This is a genomic window from Salinicola sp. 4072 (assembly GCF_036663415.1).
Lineage (GTDB): Bacteria > Pseudomonadota > Gammaproteobacteria > Pseudomonadales > Halomonadaceae > Salinicola > Salinicola salarius_A.
Genome location: NZ_JAXOVV010000004.1, coordinates 45172 through 66461 on the forward strand (window position 1 = coordinate 45172; position 21290 = coordinate 66461).

General features: G+C 63.1%; 20 protein-coding genes. 15 read left to right on the forward strand and 5 right to left on the reverse strand.

Going from position 1 to position 21290, the window contains the following annotated elements:
• The first annotated feature begins 68 nt into the window (after positions 1-68).
• The 9 genes from R3F72_RS04820 to R3F72_RS04860 all read left to right on the forward strand — a co-directional run bounded on the left by R3F72_RS04820 (position 69) and on the right by R3F72_RS04860 (position 8875).
• Positions 69-1103, forward strand: a complete 1035-nt coding sequence (locus R3F72_RS04820) for an SMP-30/gluconolactonase/LRE family protein (RefSeq protein ID WP_087719046.1) — start codon at positions 69-71, stop codon at positions 1101-1103.
• A 348-nt stretch (positions 1104-1451) separates the two neighbouring features.
• On the forward strand, positions 1452-2492 hold the full coding sequence (locus R3F72_RS04825) for a succinylglutamate desuccinylase (RefSeq protein WP_256961210.1): 1041 nt from the start codon (positions 1452-1454) through the stop codon (positions 2490-2492).
• 304 nt (positions 2493-2796) lie between these two features.
• Positions 2797-3567: an ABC transporter ATP-binding protein gene (locus R3F72_RS04830; protein WP_332779035.1), complete on the forward strand. Its 771-nt coding sequence runs from the start codon at positions 2797-2799 to the stop codon at positions 3565-3567.
• A gap of 13 nt (positions 3568-3580) precedes the next feature.
• A complete protein-coding gene (locus R3F72_RS04835) occupies positions 3581-4297 on the forward strand; it encodes an ABC transporter permease (protein ID WP_087719048.1) in 717 nt (238 codons plus the stop codon).
• On the forward strand, positions 4285-5016 hold the full coding sequence (locus tag R3F72_RS04840) for an ABC transporter permease (protein ID WP_087719049.1): 732 nt from the start codon (positions 4285-4287) through the stop codon (positions 5014-5016). Before R3F72_RS04835 ends, R3F72_RS04840 begins: the two co-directional genes overlap by 13 nt.
• 63 nt (positions 5017-5079) lie before the next feature.
• Positions 5080-5901 (forward strand): transporter substrate-binding domain-containing protein, encoded by an 822-nt coding sequence (locus R3F72_RS04845; protein WP_332779036.1) that lies wholly within the window; start codon positions 5080-5082, stop codon positions 5899-5901.
• Positions 5902-5977: 76 nt separating this feature from the next.
• Positions 5978-7096: a succinylglutamate desuccinylase/aspartoacylase family protein gene (locus R3F72_RS04850; RefSeq protein ID WP_303856503.1), complete on the forward strand. Its 1119-nt coding sequence runs from the start codon at positions 5978-5980 to the stop codon at positions 7094-7096.
• Positions 7097-7259: 163 nt separating this feature from the next.
• A complete protein-coding gene (locus R3F72_RS04855; protein ID WP_332779037.1) occupies positions 7260-8027 on the forward strand; it encodes an ABC transporter substrate-binding protein in 768 nt (255 codons plus the stop codon).
• Between the two features lie 464 nt (positions 8028-8491).
• A complete protein-coding gene (locus R3F72_RS04860; protein ID WP_332779038.1) occupies positions 8492-8875 on the forward strand; it encodes a hypothetical protein in 384 nt (127 codons plus the stop codon).
• Positions 8876-8925: 50 nt separating this feature from the next.
• Here R3F72_RS04860 and R3F72_RS04865 read toward each other — a convergent pair whose 3' ends face one another.
• Positions 8926-10011, reverse strand: a complete 1086-nt coding sequence (locus R3F72_RS04865; RefSeq protein WP_332779039.1) for an AbrB family transcriptional regulator — start codon at positions 10009-10011, stop codon at positions 8926-8928.
• A 340-nt stretch (positions 10012-10351) separates the two neighbouring features.
• On the opposite strand from R3F72_RS04865, the gene R3F72_RS04870 reads away from it, so the two are divergent.
• A complete protein-coding gene (locus R3F72_RS04870) occupies positions 10352-11593 on the forward strand; it encodes a PQQ-dependent sugar dehydrogenase (RefSeq protein WP_332779040.1) in 1242 nt (413 codons plus the stop codon).
• Positions 11594-11599: 6 nt separating this feature from the next.
• Here the strand turns inward: R3F72_RS04870 and R3F72_RS04875 are convergent, their stop codons facing one another.
• The 4 genes from R3F72_RS04875 to ilvD form a co-directional block, all read right to left on the reverse strand.
• Positions 11600-12100, reverse strand: a complete 501-nt coding sequence (locus R3F72_RS04875; protein WP_087719055.1) for a metallophosphoesterase family protein — start codon at positions 12098-12100, stop codon at positions 11600-11602.
• Positions 12101-12191: 91 nt separating this feature from the next.
• Positions 12192-12626, reverse strand: a complete 435-nt coding sequence (locus tag R3F72_RS04880; protein WP_332779041.1) for a hypothetical protein — start codon at positions 12624-12626, stop codon at positions 12192-12194.
• 82 nt (positions 12627-12708) lie between these two features.
• The gene (locus tag R3F72_RS04885) at positions 12709-13890 is read right to left on the reverse strand and encodes a hypothetical protein (RefSeq protein ID WP_332779042.1); all 1182 of its coding nucleotides are present in this window, start codon (positions 13888-13890) and stop codon (positions 12709-12711) included.
• Between the two features lie 315 nt (positions 13891-14205).
• Positions 14206-15930: a dihydroxy-acid dehydratase gene (gene ilvD, locus R3F72_RS04890; RefSeq protein WP_303855946.1), complete on the reverse strand. Its 1725-nt coding sequence runs from the start codon at positions 15928-15930 to the stop codon at positions 14206-14208.
• Positions 15931-16271: 341 nt separating this feature from the next.
• On the opposite strand from ilvD, the gene R3F72_RS04895 reads away from it, so the two are divergent.
• The 5 genes from R3F72_RS04895 to R3F72_RS04915 all read left to right on the forward strand — a co-directional run bounded on the left by R3F72_RS04895 (position 16272) and on the right by R3F72_RS04915 (position 21285).
• On the forward strand, positions 16272-17246 hold the full coding sequence (locus R3F72_RS04895; RefSeq protein ID WP_332779043.1) for a LysR family transcriptional regulator: 975 nt from the start codon (positions 16272-16274) through the stop codon (positions 17244-17246).
• 96 nt (positions 17247-17342) lie between these two features.
• Positions 17343-18137 carry a putative hydro-lyase gene (locus R3F72_RS04900; protein ID WP_332779044.1) on the forward strand — a complete coding sequence of 265 codons (795 nt, stop codon included), beginning with the start codon at positions 17343-17345 and terminating at the stop codon, positions 18135-18137.
• Positions 18138-18259: 122 nt separating this feature from the next.
• Positions 18260-19339, forward strand: coding sequence for a TRAP transporter substrate-binding protein (locus R3F72_RS04905; protein WP_332779045.1), 1080 nt, complete (start codon positions 18260-18262; stop codon positions 19337-19339).
• Between the two features lie 75 nt (positions 19340-19414).
• Positions 19415-20005: a TRAP transporter small permease subunit gene (locus R3F72_RS04910; protein WP_071232774.1), complete on the forward strand. Its 591-nt coding sequence runs from the start codon at positions 19415-19417 to the stop codon at positions 20003-20005.
• Positions 20005-21285: a TRAP transporter large permease gene (locus R3F72_RS04915; RefSeq protein WP_332779046.1), complete on the forward strand. Its 1281-nt coding sequence runs from the start codon at positions 20005-20007 to the stop codon at positions 21283-21285. The genes R3F72_RS04910 and R3F72_RS04915 overlap by 1 nt, the downstream gene beginning before the upstream one ends.
• Positions 21286-21290 lie beyond the last annotated feature (5 nt).

Below are 21290 nucleotides of genomic sequence, written 5' to 3' on the forward strand. Positions count from 1 at the left end.
GGTCTCTTTCTCGCCCCATCCGGCTAACGTCCTATAGTGGAAGTCATCCTTCCGACCTGGAGCCTGCCATGACCCTCGATCGTCGTCAGCTGTTGCGCAACTCGGCGCTGCTTGGCGCTTCCCTCGCGTTCTCGCCCAGCCTGCTGGCCAAGACGGCCGGCGCGCCGCCCGCCCGCTACCCGGACGAAGCGTGGCAGGTGCTGGACGATCGCTTCAAGCCGTACTACGTCTTCAACACGCCGCTCGAACGCCACTGGTCGGACGGGCTGTGGCTGGAAGGCCCGGCCTGGAACGCGGTGGGGCGTTATGCCGTGTTCAGCGATATTCCCCGCGCCCGGCAGATGCGCTGGGATGAAGTGACCGGCCAGGTCAGCGTGCTACGCGAAGGCGTCGGCCACTCCAACGGCAACGCCTTCGACCATCAGGGTCGCCTCGTCGCCTGCGAGCATTCACCGGCGCGGGTCGTGCGTTACGAGTGGGATGGCACCACTACGGTGCTGGCCAGCCGCTTTCAGGGCAAGCCGCTGAATGCCCCCAACGACCTGGTGATCCTGGACAACGATGGCGTGATCTTCACCGATCCCGGCTACGGCGCCCACGTCGATTATGAAGGCGAGAAGCGTCCGCTGGCGCTCAAGCCGGCGGTCTACTACATCGACGACACCATGGACACGCCCAGGCTGCTGACCGACGAGCTGGGCAAACCCAACGGCATCGCCCTGTCCGGCGACAAGCGCCGGCTTTACATCAGCGACACCGCGCCCTCCCACTTCCCTGACCGGCCGGCAACGGTATCGCGCTGGACGCTCTCCCAGGACGGCCAGTCGCTCAGCGGCCGCGAAACCGTGGTGTCGAGCCAGGATACGGAAACCTACGATGGCATCACCCTGGATCAGGACGACAACCTGTGGGCAGCGGTCTCCGGCGGCAAAGGGCATGACGGCGTATCGATCTTCGCCCCGAACGGAGACCGAATCGGCCGGATTCTGCTGCCGGAGGTGTGCGCCAATCTCTGCTTCGTCGGCGAGCATCGCAATCGGCTGTTGATGACCGCCAGCCGTTCGATTTACACCCTCTACACCGGAACCCGAGGGCTGGTATAAGACCTGACCGGCGCCTGGCGTGAATCCGGGCGCAGCCTGGCAGAGCAGAACACGAATCCGGAACGCCACGCGGCGAGCGGGCCTTCCGGATCCCTTGCCAGGAGAGTGTACAGCGCGAAGGCGAGAGCGAGGACTTTCCAGCCGAGACTGTCGAGAATGCGCTTTCATGATCGAGCCGCGTTTTTTCAGCGTATCGACGCGGCGGCTTGCCGGAGACCACGAACGGGGTAAGCTGATCTCTCCGTAACAGCCGAAGCTGGCGAGAGCCTATCCTGCCCATGTCCGTGCCGATCTCGATACCCGCCCTGCCCGACACCCTTCTAATGCTTCCGCCGTGGCGAGCGCGCCATGCTGGACTATCGCGCCATGCTGGATAAGTGGCTCTCGGCGACACTGGATGAGGCATCGACGCCGAGCGACGGCGCCTCGGATGACACCGACCGCAACGCAGCAGAACAGGGCCGCCTGCCCGGCGGACGCTATCGGATCCTCGGCGAGGGCATCCTCGAGCTGACACCGGATGTCGTCGCGCCGGACGCTCGTGGCGTGGTGATTTCCGCCGGCATTCACGGCAACGAGACGGCGCCGATCGAGCTGGTCGGCGAACTGCTTGCGGCGCTCGAGGTCGGCCGCCTCACGCTGGGCGCGCCGCTGCTGGTCATTCTCGGCAACATTCCCTCGATTCGCGCCCGGACCCGCTTCGTCACCACCAATCTCAACCGCCTGTTCAAGCGCGATCTCGATCAGACGGGCGACGAGCCCCAGCGAGCGCGCGAGCTGATGCGCGCGGTCGATGAGTTCTTCGTGAAACATCCCGACCAACCGCTGCATCTCGATCTGCATACCGCCATTCGCGACAGTCGTTACCCGCGCTTCGCCGTCGTCCCCTATACGGAGACACAGCCCGAGTCGCGTTGGCCGGGACTGGCCGCGGCCGGCATGCAGGCCGTGCTGCTGCAGCATCAGCACAGCTGGACCTTTTCCCACTATTCGCGTCACTATCACGCGGCCGAAGCCTATACGCTGGAGCTCGGCAAGGTGCGCCCCTTCGGTGAAAACGATCTCGACGCCCTCGGCGGCATGCGGGCCTGGCTCGCCGCCCTCGCGGAAGGCCGTCCGTTTTCGGCCGACAGTCTGGATGGCCTGCGCTTCTTCCAGGTCGCTTTCGAGCTGATGCGCACGAGCGAATCCTTCCGGCTCACCTTTGCCGAAGACGTCGCCAACTTCACCGAATTCGCGGTCGGCGAGACGCTGACCGAGGACGACGCGACCGGGGCCTTTACCGTGCAAGAAGCACCGCTCTCGGTAGTCTTTCCCAACGCCCAGGTGGAATTGAATGCGCGCGCGGCGTTGCTGGTCCGACCTTGCGCGCCCCCGATCCAGCCCTAGCGGCCATCGGCGAACCGGTTTCATCCGCAACGGCTTTTAAGTCGACCAACAATGACAATGCTTGCCAGGAGTTTCCCAAAATGAACAATGAGTTACCGTTCGCTTACCCGGTTTTTGCCGCATCGCGCCCTCGCTCCGATCAGGCGTTGTCTGGAACCTAACGGCGAAACTGCTAGAATCGCCGGATTTTTCGCTGGGGAGTCGGCGTCGCCCATGCCATCCGACGATGGCACGATCGACAGCAAGACGGGCCATCTAACGCCGTACCGCTTCCCGCCAGCCAACCCACTCGGTGGACAACATCATGGCCGCGACCCCCATCCCCCTGGAAGCGAAGGGCATCAAGAAGCGCTTCGGCGATCATGAGGTGCTCAAGGGGATCTCTCTCCAGGCACACAAGGGTGACGTCATCACCCTGATCGGTGCTTCCGGTTCCGGGAAGAGTACCTTTCTTCGCTGCATGAACCTGCTGGAACAGCCCGACGAAGGCGAGCTGATCGTTCACAACGAAACGATCGACTTTCGCGCGACCAAACACGGCCGCGAGCCGGCCGACTGGAAACAGGTCGAGCGGATTCGCGCCAAGCTGTCGATGGTCTTCCAGAACTTCAATCTCTGGTCGCACATGACGCTGCTCGAGAACGTCATCGAAGCGCCGGTTCACGTACTCGGCAAGCCCAGAAAACAGGCGATCGACGAAGCCCGCGCCCTGCTCGATCGGGTCGGCCTGCTCGATCGTGCCGACTACTTTCCAACCCAGATGTCCGGTGGCCAGCAACAGCGCGGTGCCATCGCCCGCGCCCTGGCGATGGATCCGGAAGTGATGCTGTTCGACGAACCGACCTCGGCGCTCGATCCGGAACTGGTCGGCGATGTGCTCCAGGTCATGCGCGGCCTCGCTGACGAAGGTCGCACCATGATCCTGGTGACCCACGAGATCGCCTTTGCCCGGGACGTTTCCAGCCAGGTGATCTACCTGCACCAGGGCGTGGTCGAAGAGTCCGGCGCGCCGGCCGATGTCCTCGACAACCCGCGCTCCGAGCGCCTGCGCCAGTTCCTGGCGCCCAAGCACTGAGGCGGACTCCATCATGATCGACCTGCAAGGCTACGGCCCGCGGCTGCTCGAGGGGGCCATGGTCACCATCGAACTGGCCGTGCTATCGCTGATACTGGCAGTCATCCTGGGATTGTTGACCGCCAGCGCCAAGCTATCGCGCAATCGGCTGATCCACGGTATCGGCACGCTCTACACCACGCTGGTGCGCGGCGTGCCGGATCTGGTGCTGATGATGCTGCTGTTCTACGGCGGTCAGATCGGCATCAACATGCTCACCGACCAGCTCTATTACGCCTTCGATATCGATATCTTCATCAACATCAACGCTTTCGTCGCGGGCGTCATCACCATCGGATTAATCTTCGGGGCCTACATGGGCGAAACCTTCCGCGGGGCCTTCCAGGCGGTGGAAGAAGGCCAGATGGAAGCCGCGCGCGCCTACGGCATGAGCCCGCTACTCGCCTTCAGACGCGTTCGCTTTCCGCTGATGATGCGTCATGCCCTGCCGGGGATCGGCAACAACTGGATGGTGCTGCTCAAGACTACCGCGCTGGTCTCGATCATCGGCCTGACCGACATGGTCCGTGTCGCTGCCGAAGCCACCAAGGCAACCCATGAGCCGTTTCTGTTCATGATCCCGGTGGCGATGATCTATCTGCTGATCGCCACGCTGTCCGAGTGGGGCTTCGCCAAGTTGACCAAGCGCTACAACACCGGCTTTGGGGAGTCCAGCGAATGGAACAATTGAACGGCTGGTTCACCGACCTGTTGTCCGACAACACGATCTTCACCGCCAATACGCTGGGCTTCTACTGGGGCGGCTTCGTCACCACGGTACAGCTGGTCTTCCTGTCGCTGGTGATCGGCATGATCCTGGCGGTGCCGCTGGCCATCGGCCGCGGTTCGAAGCGCCGCTGGATCAAGCTTCCGATCTACGCCTACACCTACGTCTTTCGGGGTACGCCGCTGCTGATCCAGCTCTATCTGGTCTACTACGGCGTGGTCTTCTTCGAAGGCATTCAGGACAGCATCTTCTGGGTAGTGTTCAAGCAGGCGTTCTTCCCGGCACTGATCGCGTTCACGCTCAACACGGCGGCCTACACCACCGAGATCTTCCACGGTGCGATCAAGAACACCGCCAAGGGCGAGATCGAAGCGGCCCGCGCCTACGGCATGTCACGCAAATTGATGATGCGGCGCATCATTCTGCCCAGCGCCTTTCGCCGTGCCCTGCCGGCTTACGGCAACGAGGTGATCTTCATGCTGCACGCCAGCGCCGTGGCCAGCGTGGTGACGATCATGGACCTGACCGGCGCGGCCTATTATGTCTACGCCCGTTTCTACGCGCCGTTCGATGCCTTCATCTTCGTCGCGCTGATCTATCTCTGCCTGACCTTCGGCATCATGTTCGTGTTTCGAAAGCTGGAAAAGCGGTTACTGGCGCACCTGCGTCCGCGCGGCGCTTGAGCGCAGACCAGGTCATCGTTCGGCGTCATCTGTCATCATCACCACACACAAAGAGAACTACTCATGAACAAGTGGATCACCGGCGCGCTTATCGCGGGCGCCCTCGTATCGGGTCAGGCATTCAGTCAGGCCATGGCCCAGGAAAGTCAGGATGCCATTCGCCTGGGTATCGATGTGCCCTACGAACCCTTCGTCGTGCGTAACGCGGACGGCGATCTCGAAGGCTTCGAGATCGACCTCGGCAACGAGCTGTGCGCTCGTGCCAACCTCGAGTGCAGTTGGGTAGAACAGGGTTGGGACGGCATCATCCCCGGCCTGCTGGCGCGCAAGTACGACGCCATCCTCTCCTCGATGGCGATCACCCCGGAGCGCGAGCGTCAGGTGCTGTTCTCGCTGCCCTACTACAACACGCCCAGCGTCTGGATCACCGCAAGCGATCGCGATATCGACATCGATGACAAGGAATCCCTGGAGGGGCTCTCCGTGGGTGTGCAGCGCGGCACCATCCGCGATGTCTATGTCACCCAGGAGTACGGCGACGTTCTCGACATCCACCGCTACGGCTCCTCCCAGGATGTGGTCAACGACCTCAAGTCCGGCCGTCTCGATCTGACCTTCGAGGATTTCCCGATCGCCAACGACGCCATCGATTTCCGTCAGGACGACAGCCCCTACAAGCAGCTCGGCGACAGCATCAAGACACCCACCTCGATCTTCGGGGAAGGCGCGGCGATGGCGTTCCGTCAGCGTGACAAGGCGCTGGCCGCCAAGTTCGACAAGGCGATCTGCGAGGTTTACGCCGATGGCACCTTCGACGAGCTGATGGAAAAGTACTTCGACTACGATCTGTCGGTACGCCCGAGCGAGCAGGACTGCGCCGACTAATCCAGCCATCCCTGCCCGGTACGCTGGCCGTGGTGCCAGCGACCGGGCCTCATGATTCTCGAGTCGAGGAAGTGTCGTGGAACACCAGAAGCACCCTTTGATCAGCCCGGTGCCGGGCACCGAACGCTACATCGACAGCTTTCATTTCGGCCCGGCGGATGCCGAGCGGCATCTGTACGTGCAGGGCGCGCTGCATGCCGATGAACTGCCGGGCATGCTGGTCGCCTGGACGCTCAAGCAGCGCCTCGCCGAGCTCGAGGCCCAGGGACAGCTGGCCTGCCGCGTGACGCTGGTACCCGTCGCCAACCCGGTGGGGCTGGACCAGCAACTGATGGATACGCCGCTGGGGCGCTACGATTTCGAGAGTCTGACCAACTTCAACCGTCGCTATGTGAACGTGGCCGACAGCATTGCCGACGGCCTGGAAGCGGTGCTGACCGACGACATCGCCCACAACCGCAACGTGATCCGCGATCGTTTCGAGGCTGCGCTGGCGTCGATCACACCGACCACCACGCTGGAATCCATGCAGCTGACGCTGCAGCGCCTGGCCTGCCGTGCCGACTTCGTGCTCGACCTCCACTGCGATTTCGATGCCGTCGAGCACCTCTACACCACGCCGGCGGCCTGGCCGGTATTCGAGCCGCTGGCGCGATACTTCGGCGCCAAGGCCAGCATGCTGGCCACCGATTCCGGCGGCCAGTCGTTCGACGAGTGTTTCACGCTGGTGTGGGAACAGCTGCGACAGACGTTCGGCGAGCGTTTCCCGCTCGACTACGGCTGCCAGTCGGTGACGCTGGAATTGCGCGGTCAGTGCGATGTCGATCATGCTCTCGCCGGTCACGATGCCCAGGCGATCATCGACTGGCTGCGGCATCTGGGACTCGTCGCGGGCGAGGCGCCGGCATTGCCCGAACTGGCCTATCCGGCCACCGAACTGGCGGCGATGGACTTTCTGCATGCGCCGATCGGTGGCCTGCTGGTGTTCCACGCCGAACCCGGCATCGAGGTGGTAGCCGGCCAGCTCATCGCCGAGATCATCGATCCGATCAGCGATCGCGTCGAACCGGTTCATGCCTCCCAGGCCGGCATGTTCTATGCCCGCAGCCAGCGCCGGATGGCCACCGCCGGCATGATCGTCGCCGATATCGCCGGTCATCACAGCCATCGGAGCGGTTATCTGCTGGCGCCGTGAATCAGGCGTTGATTGCGGCGATATTCAATTGTGTAAGCATTGGTTATGCTGCGGTTGTCGCCCATCGAGTGTCAGGAAGCCTTCACTGTTCAAAAGGCGGTGAATGGACCGGGACCGAATCGCAACACACAAGAACTCACGCATCACAAGAGAGAAGCGATCCATGAAGAAACTGCTGACTACCAGCCTGCTCGGCGCCGCGCTGATCGCGGGTGTCGCCCAGGCCCAGGATACCGAACAGCTGCGCATCGGTGTCGACGTCCCCTACGAACCGATGGAATACCGTACCCCGGATGGCGAGCTGACCGGCTTCGACATCGAACTCGGCAACGCCCTGTGCGCGCAGATCAAGGCCGAATGCGAATGGGTCGTTCAAGCTTGGGACGGCATCATCCCCGGCCTGCTGGCGCGCAAGTACGACGCCATCATGTCGTCGATGACAATCAACGACGAGCGCCGCCAGACCGTGCTGTTCTCCGACCCGTACATCAAGCCACCCTCCGCATGGTTCGCCGCCGCCGACAGCGGTATCGACACGGTCTACCCCGAGTCGCTGAAAGGCAAGACCATCGGCGTCCAGCGCGGCACGTTGCAGGACAACTACGTGACCGACACGTACGGCGACGATGCCGACATCAGCCGCTACACCACGGCCGACGATCTGGTGCTGGACATGGATGCCGGACGCGTCGACATCGCCTTCCTCGACTTCCCGGTCGGCAAGTCCACCCTGTTGGATAGCGAAGACGGCAACTACGTCACCGTCGGCGACATGATCAGCGAGCCGGAGAAATATTTCGGCGAAGGCTTCGGTATCGCCTTCCGCCCGCGCGACAAGGAGCTGGCCGAACGCTTTGACGATGCCCTCGCCACCCTGAAGGACAACGGCACCTACGACGAGATCTACGACAAGTACTTCAAGGTCCAGTAAACAAGTACTCCAAGGTCAAGTAATCGTCGCTACCCACCGGGCGTGATTCAGCACGCCCGACGACGCCATAGTTTCCGGCGAGATCTATCAGTCTCCCTCGAGACTCGCCGCGTCAAGGCACAAGGCCCCGATCCCAGGATCGGGGCCTTGCGTTTCTGGATCCGCGCCGACCATCGCCGCGTGCGGCGTCCTGTAAACCCCGTGACGCGATTGAAACCGCAGGTTAGCAGCAACGGCGGAAAGCCCCGTTTCGCCAGGCCGGAATCGCAATAGCAATCCCTATCGATCGCTACGTAAGACAGCAAATGTTTACCGTTCTAATGTGGAGAGCGGTACTGACGATCCGTATTCTGCTAGGCATTGCTCGATCTGATAGAGAGAAAGGGAGCCCACGCAGGCACCGCACGAAAGAACGATTTTGCCCATCGATAGAGGCTATCGCGTCAAGAAGCAGGGGAGATCCCATGGATCAGTGGTTCAATCAAACGCCGGAAGAGATAGTACTGTGCCTGGGCCTTGCCTCGCTCGCACTGGTTTATCGGCGTCCCTCCCGCTTGGGCCTGCCAGCCTGGCTCGCCACATCGATGCTCCCGACCAACGGCCGAGGGGCGGAAGTTGCCGTTCAGGTGGCCACCCACCCGGTTAGCGGCAAACTGCAGGTCTATCATCTCTCGCGCTGGTTCGAGGCCGTGTTGATCGATCCCGCCAACCCGCCGCTACGCGACGGCGAGACCGTCTACCTGATCCGTTGGGAAGCGCGCCAGGCCTGGGTCAGCCGGGTACGCAGTCATACCCCGGCCAAGCCCTCGAAGCGCACCCACAAGCGCTGGCAGTGGAGCTTCGATTAGCCGAGCCGTCAGCGGCTCGGAAAGCTTGAAACGGGCATCGGCACCGGGCTCTACGCCGTTGAAGGTCTGGCAAAGCGCGCCACCAGTCTCGCCATCCCCGGCCCCACCAGCACGACAGTGAATAGTCGCAACGTCTGCAACGCTACCACCAGCCCGACATCGGCATGAGTATCGATGGCGATGATCGTCATCGAGTCGAGGCCACCGGGGCTGGTGCCGAGATAAGCGGTGATGAACTCGGTATGCATCAGCAGGGTCATCAGCCAGGCGGAAAGCGCGCATAGCGCAATCAGCATCAGCGAGGCGAAGATCATCTTGCTCAACGCGCGGGCAATGTTGTGGACCGTCTCGCGGTCGAAGCGCAGCCCCACGTAGGTACCGATGACGCCGTAAGCGAGTTCGAGCAGCGGCTGCGGCAACACGATGGTGATCACCCCGGTCAGATGCAGCACGCTCCCCACCATCACCGGCCCCAGCAGCGCGCCGGCGGGCATCCGTCGATCGAAGATCCACACGCCGATGGCGACCACCGCCAGCGTCGTGACGAGGTCCCCCAGATAGCCCAGACCGATGGGAAGAGCCGCCGCATGACCCGCGTTGCCGCTATCCGTCACACCCAGATAATGGCTGACCAGCGCCCCCACCAGCACCACGCAGACCACGCGCACGTACTGCATTGCCGCCACGATTCGGGGATCGGCGTCGGTTTCCTCGGCCATCGCGACCATGGCGGCAGCGGCGCCGGGCGTCGTGCCCCAGGCTGCCGTCGAGCCCGGAAGCCCGCCGTAGCGAACCAGCCCGATACCCACGATCAGGCTCAACAGCAGGGTAATCGCCGTGGCGATCAGCATCACCGGCCAGGCATCGAGAATCTTGAACAGCACCGACAGGGTCAGCGTCTGGGCGATCAACACCCCGATGACGCCCTGGCTGAACTTGAAGCCGATGCGGGGCAGCTTCAGGCCACCGACCATGACGCCGTAGGTGATCGAGACCGCCATGGGCCCGATGAAGCCGCCAGCCGGCATGTGGATCGCGTTCAATGCGCGATTGGCCACGACACAGCCGATAACGAGCAGCAGCCAACGCATCCACGTCGGGGGAGAAAAGCGCGGCGGAGAAGAATCAGCGGACAAGGTCGGGCTCCGGTAAAAGGCTAGGCTTTGTCTGAAAACTGCCTGCGCTCGGCCATACGTCGTTAAAAATCGGCTCAAAGTACTCATTTACACCGCGTAAACTGGTACGCCAGCCCGGTCCGTTTTCGCCGATTTTTGCCTTGTCTGACCTTCGCTCAACGACTTTTCAGACAAAGCCTAATGATATCAACTTTGGCTAATACCGGGCAGGGTTTGTCGACAATCTCGCGCGTCCGGCTGTCATTTAGCGCCACGATGCGACTCGCCGTGCCGCCCCTGCTCGCGCGGAAGGCTGCTACAGTCAGTAGGGAAGCGCGATGCCAACCCCATGGAGATCGACATGCTACGAAGCCTCGTGACCTCGTCCGGCACTGCCCTGCTGCTATCGCTCTGCGGCGAGACGCTGGCCCAGCAGCCGGTACAGAGCGGCCCGCCCAACGCACCGGATCAGACGCCGGCATTCGAACGCCAGACCCGCGCCCCCGCGCTCGAAGCGAACATCGCGCTGGCCATGACGCCCGTGGCCGAGGGGCTGGTCCACCCGTGGGGGCTGGCTTTTGTCGACAACGACCTGGCGTTGGTGACCGAGCGACCCGGACGCCTGCGCGCCGTCGATTTGCAGAGCGGCACGCTGTCCGAGCCGATCGAGGGGTTGCCGGAAGTCGACGCCCGCGGCCAGGGCGGGCTGTTCGACGTGAGCCTCGATCCCGACTTCGCCGACAACCGTCGGATCTACTTCAGCTACGCCGAGCCTCGAGACGATGGCAAGAACGCCACCGCCGTCGCTCGCGGCGTTCTCGGCCACGACCATGGCCGCCTGGAAAACGTCGAAGTCATCTTCCGTCAGACGCCGGCCTGGGACTCCACCAAGCATTTCGGCGCCGCGCTGGAGTGGGATAACGAAGGCAGGCTCTACGTAACCCTGGGAGAGCGCTCGCTGCCCGAATCCCGGCAACTGGCACAGGATCTGAACACCCATCTCGGCAAGATCGTGAGGATCCACGCCGACGGCTCCATTCCCGACAGCAACCCGTTCGCTAATAGACAGAACGCAAGTGTCGCAACAAGTACCGAAGACGGGCTGGCCGAGATCTGGTCCTACGGCCATCGCAATGTGCAAGGCGCCGCCCTATCCCCGGAAAGCGGCAAACTATGGACGATCGAGCACGGCCCGAAGGGCGGCGACGAGCTCAACGTCCCGGGACCCGGCAAGAACTACGGCTGGCCGATCATCACTTACGGCGAGGACTACAGCGGCGCGCCCATCGGCGAGGGCCTGACCGCCAAGGAAGGCATGGAGCAGCCGATCTACTACTGGGACCCGGTCATCGCCCCGGGCGACATGACCTTCTACCAGGGAGAACGCTTCTCCGGCTGGCAGGGCAATCTGATCATCGCCTCGCTCTCCCCGGGCGGCCTGGTTCGGCTCACGCTCGACGGAAAGCGGGTAAGCGGCGAGCAGCGTCTCGCACAATCTCTCGGCCGCGTGCGCGACGTGACGGAAGGGCCGGACGGCGCGCTATGGGTACTGACGGATGCCAGCAACGGCGCGCTGATTCGAATCACGCCCGAAGACGAGTGATTCCGTTCATGACGGCAGGTGAACGATAGCGCCGCGAATGCCGCGTTCGTCGATCCATAGCTTGCCGAGCGTGATCGGCAGGCGAAAACGGCGCTTCCCCGCCGCGCCGGGGTTGAACCACAGCTGGCGTCCGCTGGCGCTCTCCCGCCACGCGTTGCGCGGCTTGTGGGAGTGGCCGTGCAGCACGGCCTCGAACGCCATTCGCTCATCGATATCGGCGATATCGTGAACCAGCTGCAGAACCCGGCCATTGATCACCAGACGCCAGTGCAGTGGCAAGGAAGCACATTCTCCTTCGATATCGATATTGCCACGGACAGCATGGACGGGCGCGAGCTCGGCCAGTCGCTCAAGAATGGCCGGATCACCTACGTCACCCAGGTGGATCAGCGGGTAGCATCCAGCCAGCAGCGCCAGCGCTTCGTCTCGCAGCAGCCCGTGAGTATCCGAAATGACGCCGACGGGAGCATTGGTCTCGAACGTTGCCGAGGGAATCGCCTCTGCCATCGCTACCTTGGTCCGAACCCGTCAGACACGTGGACGAAACAGCCGCGCCATGGCGTCACAACGAAGCCATGGCGTATCCAACGGAATAGACTCAAGCGCCACCCGGGCTGGATTTGACGGTCGAACTCTTTTCCATGCCCTCGTAACTCATGTTGCCATCTGCGTCGATCTTGCAGGTGAGATTATACTTGGCGTTACCCTCGCCAAGCAGATCGACGAGCAGTTCGAACTCCTCTCCCTGTTTGTAGTTCTTGGCGTTGGTCTCGTAGATGGACTTGCCATCTATCTCCTCGGATTGTTCATCCTTCTGCACGGCCAGATCGCGACACTCCTGCGCGAGCTTGGGAGCCCCTTTCTGCTGCACCGCCGTCTCACGAGCATCCTCCTGCTCGTTGGTCTGATCTCCCGACTGCTTGTCCAGATTGGGCTGATCACTCGTCTTGTCCTGTGCCATAGCCACGCCGCCGAACAGCATCGCGCCGAGCACCAACCCCAGGCCGGTATTCATCGTCCCTTTCATCGACATTGCACCTCTCCCTGTTGTGCCGTTTGCTTCCGAAGTATAGGAGAAGGCCAGGTCCTGCAAGGTTACGTTTTGCAATGAATGCTCAGCCCCACAGCCGACGAGTGGCGATGGCTGCCCCTTCGCTCAGCGCCTTCAGCTTGGCCCAGGCCACGTCCTGCGCGACGAACTCGTAGCTGGCGAAGGTGCCGAAGCCGCAGTCCGTGCCGGCCACCACGCGCTCGCGGTCACCGATGGCCTCCACCGACGCACAGATGCGGTTGGCGACGACCTCCGGGTGCTCGAGATAGTTGGTGGTGACGTCGATCACGCCCGGCATCAGCAGCATGTGATCCGGCAGCGGATGCGTCTTGAACGAGACAGTCTCGTGCTCGTGACGGGGGTTACCCAGCGGAATGCTCAGCGCACCGACCTTGGCCTGGTAGAGGATCGGCAGCAGGTCCGCCACCGGCACGTCGTCCTGGTGCGGCCCTTGCCAATTGCCCCAGCAGACGTGCAGCCGCACCTTGTCGGCGGGAATGTTCTCCAGCGCCAGGTTGATTGCTTCAATGTGCAGCTCGACCCGTTCGAGGAACGTGCCCAGGTCGTCATCGCCGAACATGATCACCCGCTCCATGGCGAGATCCGGCGCGTCGAGCTGCAGCACGTGACCGGCCGCGACGATGGCCTCGTACTCCTGCTTCATTTCCCGCGCCACCGCCAGCACGTACTCGCGATCCGTGGGATAGTCGGGGTTGTTCTCCGCCCGCAGCATGGTCGTGGTCACGACGCCGGGAGACGCCGCCGTCATGAAGGTTTCCAGCGGACGAGGACGGTTGGCGAGCGCGGCATCGAACGAGGCGAGCTCCGCCTTGACCCCGGCCAGCGTCGGGTCGTACTGGACGGCGCGCTGGGCCAGCGGCGTGTTCCAGACCTTGGCGAGATCGTCGGAAACCCCGATCTGACGTGCCATGTGCTCGGCGTAGCCGGGGAAGCGCTGGATATCCAGCGTCGGCTTGCGCCGCCCTTCCCCGCCGAAGCCGGTCATGCGTTCGGTGACGTAGGTCGAGAAGCCGACCCGCGGTGCCTCGCCGTTGTTGATGCTGTCGAGCCCGGCGTCGAGCTGTGCGGCGATCACCCCGTCCAGGCAGCGCGCGACCTCGCTATCGAAAGCCGCTGTGTCCACCGGCTTCCCCTGCTCGCGCATGACCAGCAGCTTCGACAGTTCGAGCGTTCGCGGCAGGCTGCCGGTATGCGTGGTGATGATGCGATCGCGACTGGTCTTCATGATCTTTCCTTGGCGTTGTTGGCCGGCTCGAAGGCGGCGAGAGGGTCGGCAGACGCAGCGCCGCCGAAAACGTAGGCCGCCAAGGATACCCAAGCGATGGCGATGATAGGCGCATGACGGCATGAAAGTTATGCAGCGGCTCCATGAAATGGATTCATGAAAAGACGAGAAACGAACTCGTTAAAAGACGAGAAATGAATTTATGAAAGGACGAGAAAAAGCGGTACGCGCGATGAAAAACGCCCCGAGGTCGAAACCTCGAGGCGTTCGTACGGCTAGCGTCGATGCGAAACGGCATCGACCTCCGGCACCGGCTCAGTCGTCCAGCGCTTCGGGCAGGTCGGTGACCGCTCCCTTGGACGCCGAACTGACCGTCTTGGCGTACTTGGCCAGCGTGCCACGAGTGTAGCGCGGTGCCGGACGCTTCCAGGCCGCGCGGCGACGCTCCATCTCGGCGTCGTCGATGTGCAGCGTCATCACGTCGTTCTCGGCGTCAATGGTGATCTCGTCGCCATCCTCGATCAGCCCGATCGGGCCACCGACGAAGGCTTCCGGCGTGATGTGGCCGACCACGAAGCCGTGGCTGCCGCCAGAGAAGCGACCGTCGGTGATCAACGCCACCTTGTCGCCCAGGCCGCGGCCCATGATCGCCGAGGTCGGCGTCAGCATCTCGCGCATGCCAGGACCGCCCTTCGGCCCTTCGTAACGAATGACCACGACATCGCCGGCGACCACGGTCAAATCGTTGATCCGCGCCTGCGCTTCCTCTTCGGAATTGAATACCCGAGCGCGGCCGGTGAAGCGGGTGCCTTCCTTGCCGGTGATCTTCGCCACCGCCCCTTCCGGCGCCAGATTGCCGTAGAGAATGCGCAGGTGGCTGGTCGCCTTGACCGGCTTGTCCAGCGGCTTGATGATCTGCTGATCGACCGGATACGGCTTCACGTCCGCCAGGTTCTCGGCCAGCGTCTTGCCGGTAACGGTGATGCAGTCGCCATGCAGCATGCCGGCATCGAGCAGGATCTTCATCAGCGGCTGGATACCGCCGATCGCCACCAGCTCGCTCATCATGTAGTGGCCGCTGGGGCGCACGTCCGCCAGTACCGGAACGCGCTTGCCGATCTCGGTGAAGTCATCGAGGGAGAGCTCGACACCGACGGTATTGGCGATCGCCAGCAGGTGCAGCACGGCATTGGTGGAACCGCCGAGGGCGATGACCACGGTGATGGCGTTCTCGAACGCCTTGCGGGTCATGATGTCGGACGGCTTCAGGTCCAATTCGAGCAGCTTGAGCACGGCCTCGCCGGCGGCGCGGCAATCGTCGTGCTTGGTCTGCGAGACGGCTTCCTGGGCCGAGGAGTTGGGCAGGCTCATTCCCATCGCCTCGATCGCCGAAGCCATGGTGTTGGCGGTGTACATGCCACCGCAGGAGCCTGGCCCGGGGATCGCGGTCTCCTCGATCTGCTTGACCTCGATCAGCGACTTGTTGCCCTGGGAGTAGGCGCCCATCGCCTCGAACACCGAGACGATATCGGTGTGGCCGGCGCCGGGCTGGATGGTGCCGCCATAGACGAAGATGCCGGGGCGGTCGAGGCGCGCCAGGCCGATCATGCAGCCGGGCATGTTCTTGTCGCAGCCGCCGATGGCGACCACGCCGTCGAATCCTTCGCAGCCGGCTACCGCCTCGATGGAATCGGCGATGATCTCGCGCGAGGCCATGGAGTACTTCATGCCCTCGGTGCCGTTGGCGATGCCATCGGAAATGGTGATGGTGTTGAAGATCACGCCCTTGCCGCCAGCGGCATCGGCGCCGTCGCTGGCCGCTTCCGCCAGCACGTTGATATGGCTGTTGCACGGAGTGACGCGGCTCCAGGTCGAAGCGATACCGACCTGAGGCTTCTTGAAATCTTCATCGGTGAAACCGACGGCGCGCAGCATCGCACGGCTGGCCGCCTTGCCGGGGCCATCGACCACATTGGCGGAATGGCGACGGCGGTGGTCCGTATTGCCGGGAAAATTGTCGTCCGGGAAATCCTGGCTCATCGAGCGCTCCTCATTTTCGTCTGTTCACCACAAAGGCAATCTGGCTGCCACGTCGGGCAGAGGTTGAGCGACACAGGCCGGCTGGATGATGCAGCGAAAGGTGACGGTCGGCTTGTGTCGTGGTGTCACGGTCACATGACATTGCGCGGGCTTCATGCTTCTTACATCGGGCGGCTCTCGTGAAGCGGCTCTCGTGCAGTGGCTCTGATCTAGTGAAACGACTTGGATAAAGCGACTCGCCACGCCCTGCGCAGAAAAAGGGTGACCCATTGTAGCGGCCCGAAGCGCGCACGGACATCCGACCATGGCGGAAATCGCCCATCTCCTGCCCGCGATCGTCTATGCAATACTGGCGGACGCCCTGTGCCACCGTCTCCCACCGCAACCCGAGCGAGCCTGCCATGTTCGACTTCAAGGAAATCGAAGCCTTCGTCTGGATCGTACGGCTGGGATCGTTCCGCCTCGCGGCGCGCCATCTCCACCTGACCCAGCCCTCGGTGTCCGATCGTATCGCCAGGCTCGAATCGATCGTCGGCGAGCCCTTGCTGGAACGTACCCAGCGTCCCATCAAGCCGACACCGAAGGGGCGCCAGTTCCACCGTCACGCCTTGCGGCTGATGGAAGCGCGCCAGGAGGCCATGACCATGCTGGAGCTGGCGACTCCCTTCCAGGGCACGCTGCGCCTGGGCGTCGTCGAATCGATCGCCCATAGCTGGCTGCCCGAGTTTCTGGCCGAGCTCTCGCGGCGTTTTCCGGAAATGACGCTGGAGCTCGAAGTGGACAGCTCACCGGGGCTGGCCGCCAAGCTGCACAATCGGGATGTCGACATGGCCTTCCTGATGGGGCCGGTCAACGTCCAGGAAGTGTTCAACCGGTTTCTCTGCCACTACACCATGGGCCTGATCGCGAGCCCGCGACTCGGGCTCGACCCCGCTCACTTCTCCCTTCATCGGGTGCGCGGGCTGCCGCTGATCACCTTCGCCCGCGACAGCCGGCCCTATCGCGAGCTCGGCTCGCTGCTCCACCAGCAGAAACTCGAACACTTAAAGCTGCACTGCTCGAGTTCGCTGTGGACGATCGTGCGAATGACGCTGGATGGTCTCGGGCTCGGCGCCATTCCTCCGCGCCTGGTTCGGGAGGAGCTGGCCGAGGGCAAGCTGATCGAACTGCCCATCGAATTGCCCGAACTCGAGTTCACCGCCTCCTGGCCACAGCATCTGGACAAATCGCTGGCCGAGGGCGTCACGGAATTGGCGATCGAGATCGCCCGGATCGACCAGCAATCCTCGTTGCTAGGCGCCAACCCCGGCAAATGAAAGGTTATTCCTATTCGTTAACATCAAAAAAATCGATTTGCCTTATCGATGGCCGCTTTTTATTGTCGAGACCATAACCACAACCGAGTCATCGACATGACCGCCTCGACCGATCTATCACGACCGTTCGCCGCCCGCCAGGCCATTCGCCGAGGCCAGTGGCAACGTCATACCAGCGGGCTCGCGCCAGGTTACGCCCAGGCCAACCTGGTAATCCTGCCCGCTCGTTACGCCGAAGATTTTCTCCGCTTCTGTCAGCGCAACCCGCGCGCCTGCCCGCTGCTCGACGTTACCGATCCCGGCGATCCACATCCGCGATCACTGGGTGACGATATCGACTTGCGTCACGACGTACCGCGCTACCGCCTTTACCGCGACGGGGTATTGAGCGAGGAACGAACGGATATCGCCGATCTATGGCAGGACGATCTGGTCACCTTCTCGATCGGCTGCTCGTTCTCGTTCGAGGACGCCCTGATCGCCGACGGCCTCGAAGTCCGCCACATCCAGCTCGGTCGCAACGTGCCGATGTACCGCACGCAGGTTCCGCTCGAACCCAGCGGCCCGTTCGGCGGCAATCTGGTCGTCTCGATGCGTCCGTTCAAGCCGGCCGACGCCATCCGTGCCATCCAGATCACCACCGACATGCCACGGGTTCACGGTGCGCCGGTGCATATCGGTCTGCCGGCATCGCTGGGGATCGCCGATCTGGCCCGGCCGGATTTCGGCGACGCCCCGGTCGTCAACGATGACGAGCTGGCGGTTTTCTGGGCCTGCGGCGTGACACCCCAGGCCGCCCTGGAAGCCGCAGGTCTGCCCTTGGCGATCACTCACAGTCCGGGACACATGCTGATCACCGACATCCCCAATCATCGACTGAAGTATGGCTAGAACTGGAAGTACGGCTAGCCCGAGCCAAACGGGCGATTCTCGACGCAACGTCGATAGAACGACACAACCTGGATAGCGCGACACAACATCAACAACGAATGCCAATAGCGAGGCTCACCACCATGATCTGCAATCCTGCAAAATCCCTCCGTCGAACCCGCACCGCGGCTGCAGTGATCGCCGCCGCACTCAGCGCCGGCGTTGCCACCTCGGCAGCGGCGGAAACGTCGCTCAACGTCGTCGGCAGTTGGGGCAGCCTGGAGCTGCATCAGAAGTTCGAGCAGCCGTTCTGGAGCGAGACGCTGCCGGAAGCCAGCGATGGCGATATCACCACCCAGGTCACCAGCTTCGACCAGATGGGCATCGCCAGCGGCGACGTCTTCCGTTATCTCGGTGACGGACTGTTCGATGTCGGCATGACGGTGGGCGATTACACCGTCAGCGATGCGCCGGAGCTCGAAGGTCTCGACCTGCCGATGATGGCGACCGAAACCGACAAGGCCCGGGCGGTCGCGGATGCCTTCCGTCCCATCGCCGAGAAGACGATGAATGAGCGCTTCAACAGCCACGTGCTGGCCATCGTGCCCTACCCGGCCCAGGTCCTGTTCTGCAACACCCCGATTTCGGGTCTTGCCGATCTCGAAGGCAAGAAGGTACGTGGCAGCGGCCGCTCCACCGGTGAATTCCTCGAAGCGCTCGGCGCGCAGAGCCTCAACATTGCGTTCAATGAAGTGCCGGGATCGCTCGAGCGCGGCGTGATCGACTGCGCCGTGACCGGTTCGATGTCCGGCTACAGTGCCGGCTGGTACGACGTGTCGAGCCACATGCTACCGCTGCCCATTGGCGGCTGGGACTACGTCATCACCGCGGTCAACCAGGACAAGTGGAACAGTCTGAGCGCGGACGAACAGCAACTGATCCAGGAGCAGGTCGACAAGCAGTTCACCGCGCCGGTGTGGACGAATTCCAAGACCGAAACCCAGCGCGGCATTGCCTGCCTGACGGGACAGGGCCAGTGCGCGTCCGGCGAGCCGGCCAGCATGACGCTGGTCAAGCCGACCCAGGCCGATATCGACCGTGCCCACCAGGCTCTCGAAGAGATCGTGCTTCCCGCCTGGGCCGGTCGCGTCGATGCCGAAACGATCGAGCAGTGGAACGCCAGTGTCGGCAAGATCGTCGGCCTGCAGGCCGAGACTCCCTGACGACCGCTTTCTCGCGCATCGGCCCGCTCGGGCCGGTGTGCGTGAATCGTTACCTTCGATGGACAGGAACTTCCCATGTCTGCATTGATTCAGGGGCTGGACGGGCTGGTGCGTTTCACTCGCGGCCTGTCGCGGCTCGCCGCCCGCGTGATCGGCTTCGCGCTGCTGGCGGTGGTCATCTTCATTGGTGTGGAGATCCTGCTGCGCAAGCTGGCCGGCCATTCGCTCTCCGGCGTCCACGAGTATTCGGGCTACGTGCTGGCCGTGCTCTCGGCCTGGGGGATTTCCCACACGCTGCTCGAGCGGGCGCACATCCGCATCGATGTCGTTCACGGCCGGTTGCCGCCATTGTCGCAGCACACTCTCAACATCGTGTCGCTGCTGGCACTCAATCTGGTGGCCTGGATGATCGCGCTGAACGCCTATCCGGTGCTGGCCAAGTCCCTCGCCAACGGTTCGACCGCCAACACCCCACTGGCCACACCACTGTGGATTCCTCAACTGCTGTGGGCCGCGGGCTATTGCTGGTTCGCCTTCACCACCAGCGTCATGGGCCTGAGAGTGCTGGTCGCGCTGTTCCAGCGGGACACGGCGACGCTCGATGCGCTGGCCGGCATGGATAACGGCGAACTTTCCGAAGCGCCACTTTCAGAGGAGTCACGCTGATGCTCGGATTTCTCTCGATCGGCATTCTGGTGCTCCTGCTGGCCGGCATTCCGGTGGCGGTCACGCTGTTCCTGCTCGCCTTCGGTATCGACCAGTTCTTCTCGTTCTTCCCGTTGACCAAGGCGTTGGGTCAAAACCTGTGGTCCGCCGCGGACTCGTTTCTGCTGATCGCGATTCCACTGTTCGTGCTGATGGGCGAGATCATCGTGCGCGCCGGCATTGCCGAGAAGGCCTACCGTGCCATGGATCACTGGCTCTCGTGGCTGCCCGGCGGGTTGATCCACGCCAACATCACTACCGCCGCGCTGTTCTCGGCCACCTCGGGCTCCTCGGTCGCCACCGCCGCGACGATCTCCACCGTGGCGCTGCCACAGGGCGACAAGCTCGACTACGATCCTCGCCTCTTCTGCGGCAGCATCGCCGCGGGTGGCACGCTGGGGATTCTGATTCCGCCGTCGATCAACCTGATCGTCTACGGTTTCCTGACCGAAACGTCGATTCCCAAGCTGTTCATGGCGGGGCTGGTGCCCGGCCTGGGCCTTTCGCTGCTGTTCATGGCCGTGGCACTGGTAATGTGCTGGTGGAAGCCGAGCCTCGGCGGCCCGCGCAACGTCGCCAGCTGGAACGCACGGCTGCGCAGCCTGGCCTTCCTGGCTCCGCTGCTGATTCTATTCATCGTGATCGTCGGCTCGATCTACCTGGGCTGGGCCACGCCCACCGAAGCGGCCGCCGTCGGCGTCATCGTCTCGCTGGGACTGGCGGCGGCCAATCGTCGCCTGAATCGTCAGATGCTGACAGCCGCGCTGGACGGTACGGTCAAGACGACCTCGATGCTGCTGTTCATCATTCTGGCGGCCTCGTTTTTGAACTTTGCGCTGACCTCGTCGGGGCTGGTACAGAATCTGACGACGCTGCTGAACACCTACGACCTCTCGCCCTACGGGCTGCTGCTGGCGGTCATCGCGCTGTTCATCGTGCTCGGCTTCTTCATCGAGACGCTGTCGCTGATGGTCATCACCATTCCGATCGTGACGCCGCTGATCGCCGCCGCCGGTTTCGACAAGGTGTGGTTCGGCATCGTCATGATCCTGTTCGTCGAGATGGCGCTGATCACGCCGCCGGTGGGACTCAACCTCTATATCGTCCAGGCCGCCCGGCGCGGCAAGCCGTTCTCGGACGTGATCGTCGGCACCCTGCCGTTCATCGGTGCCATGTTGCTGATGGCCGCCCTGCTGGTGGCTTTCCCCAGTATCGCGCTGTGGCTGCCCGACTCACTATGATCCGC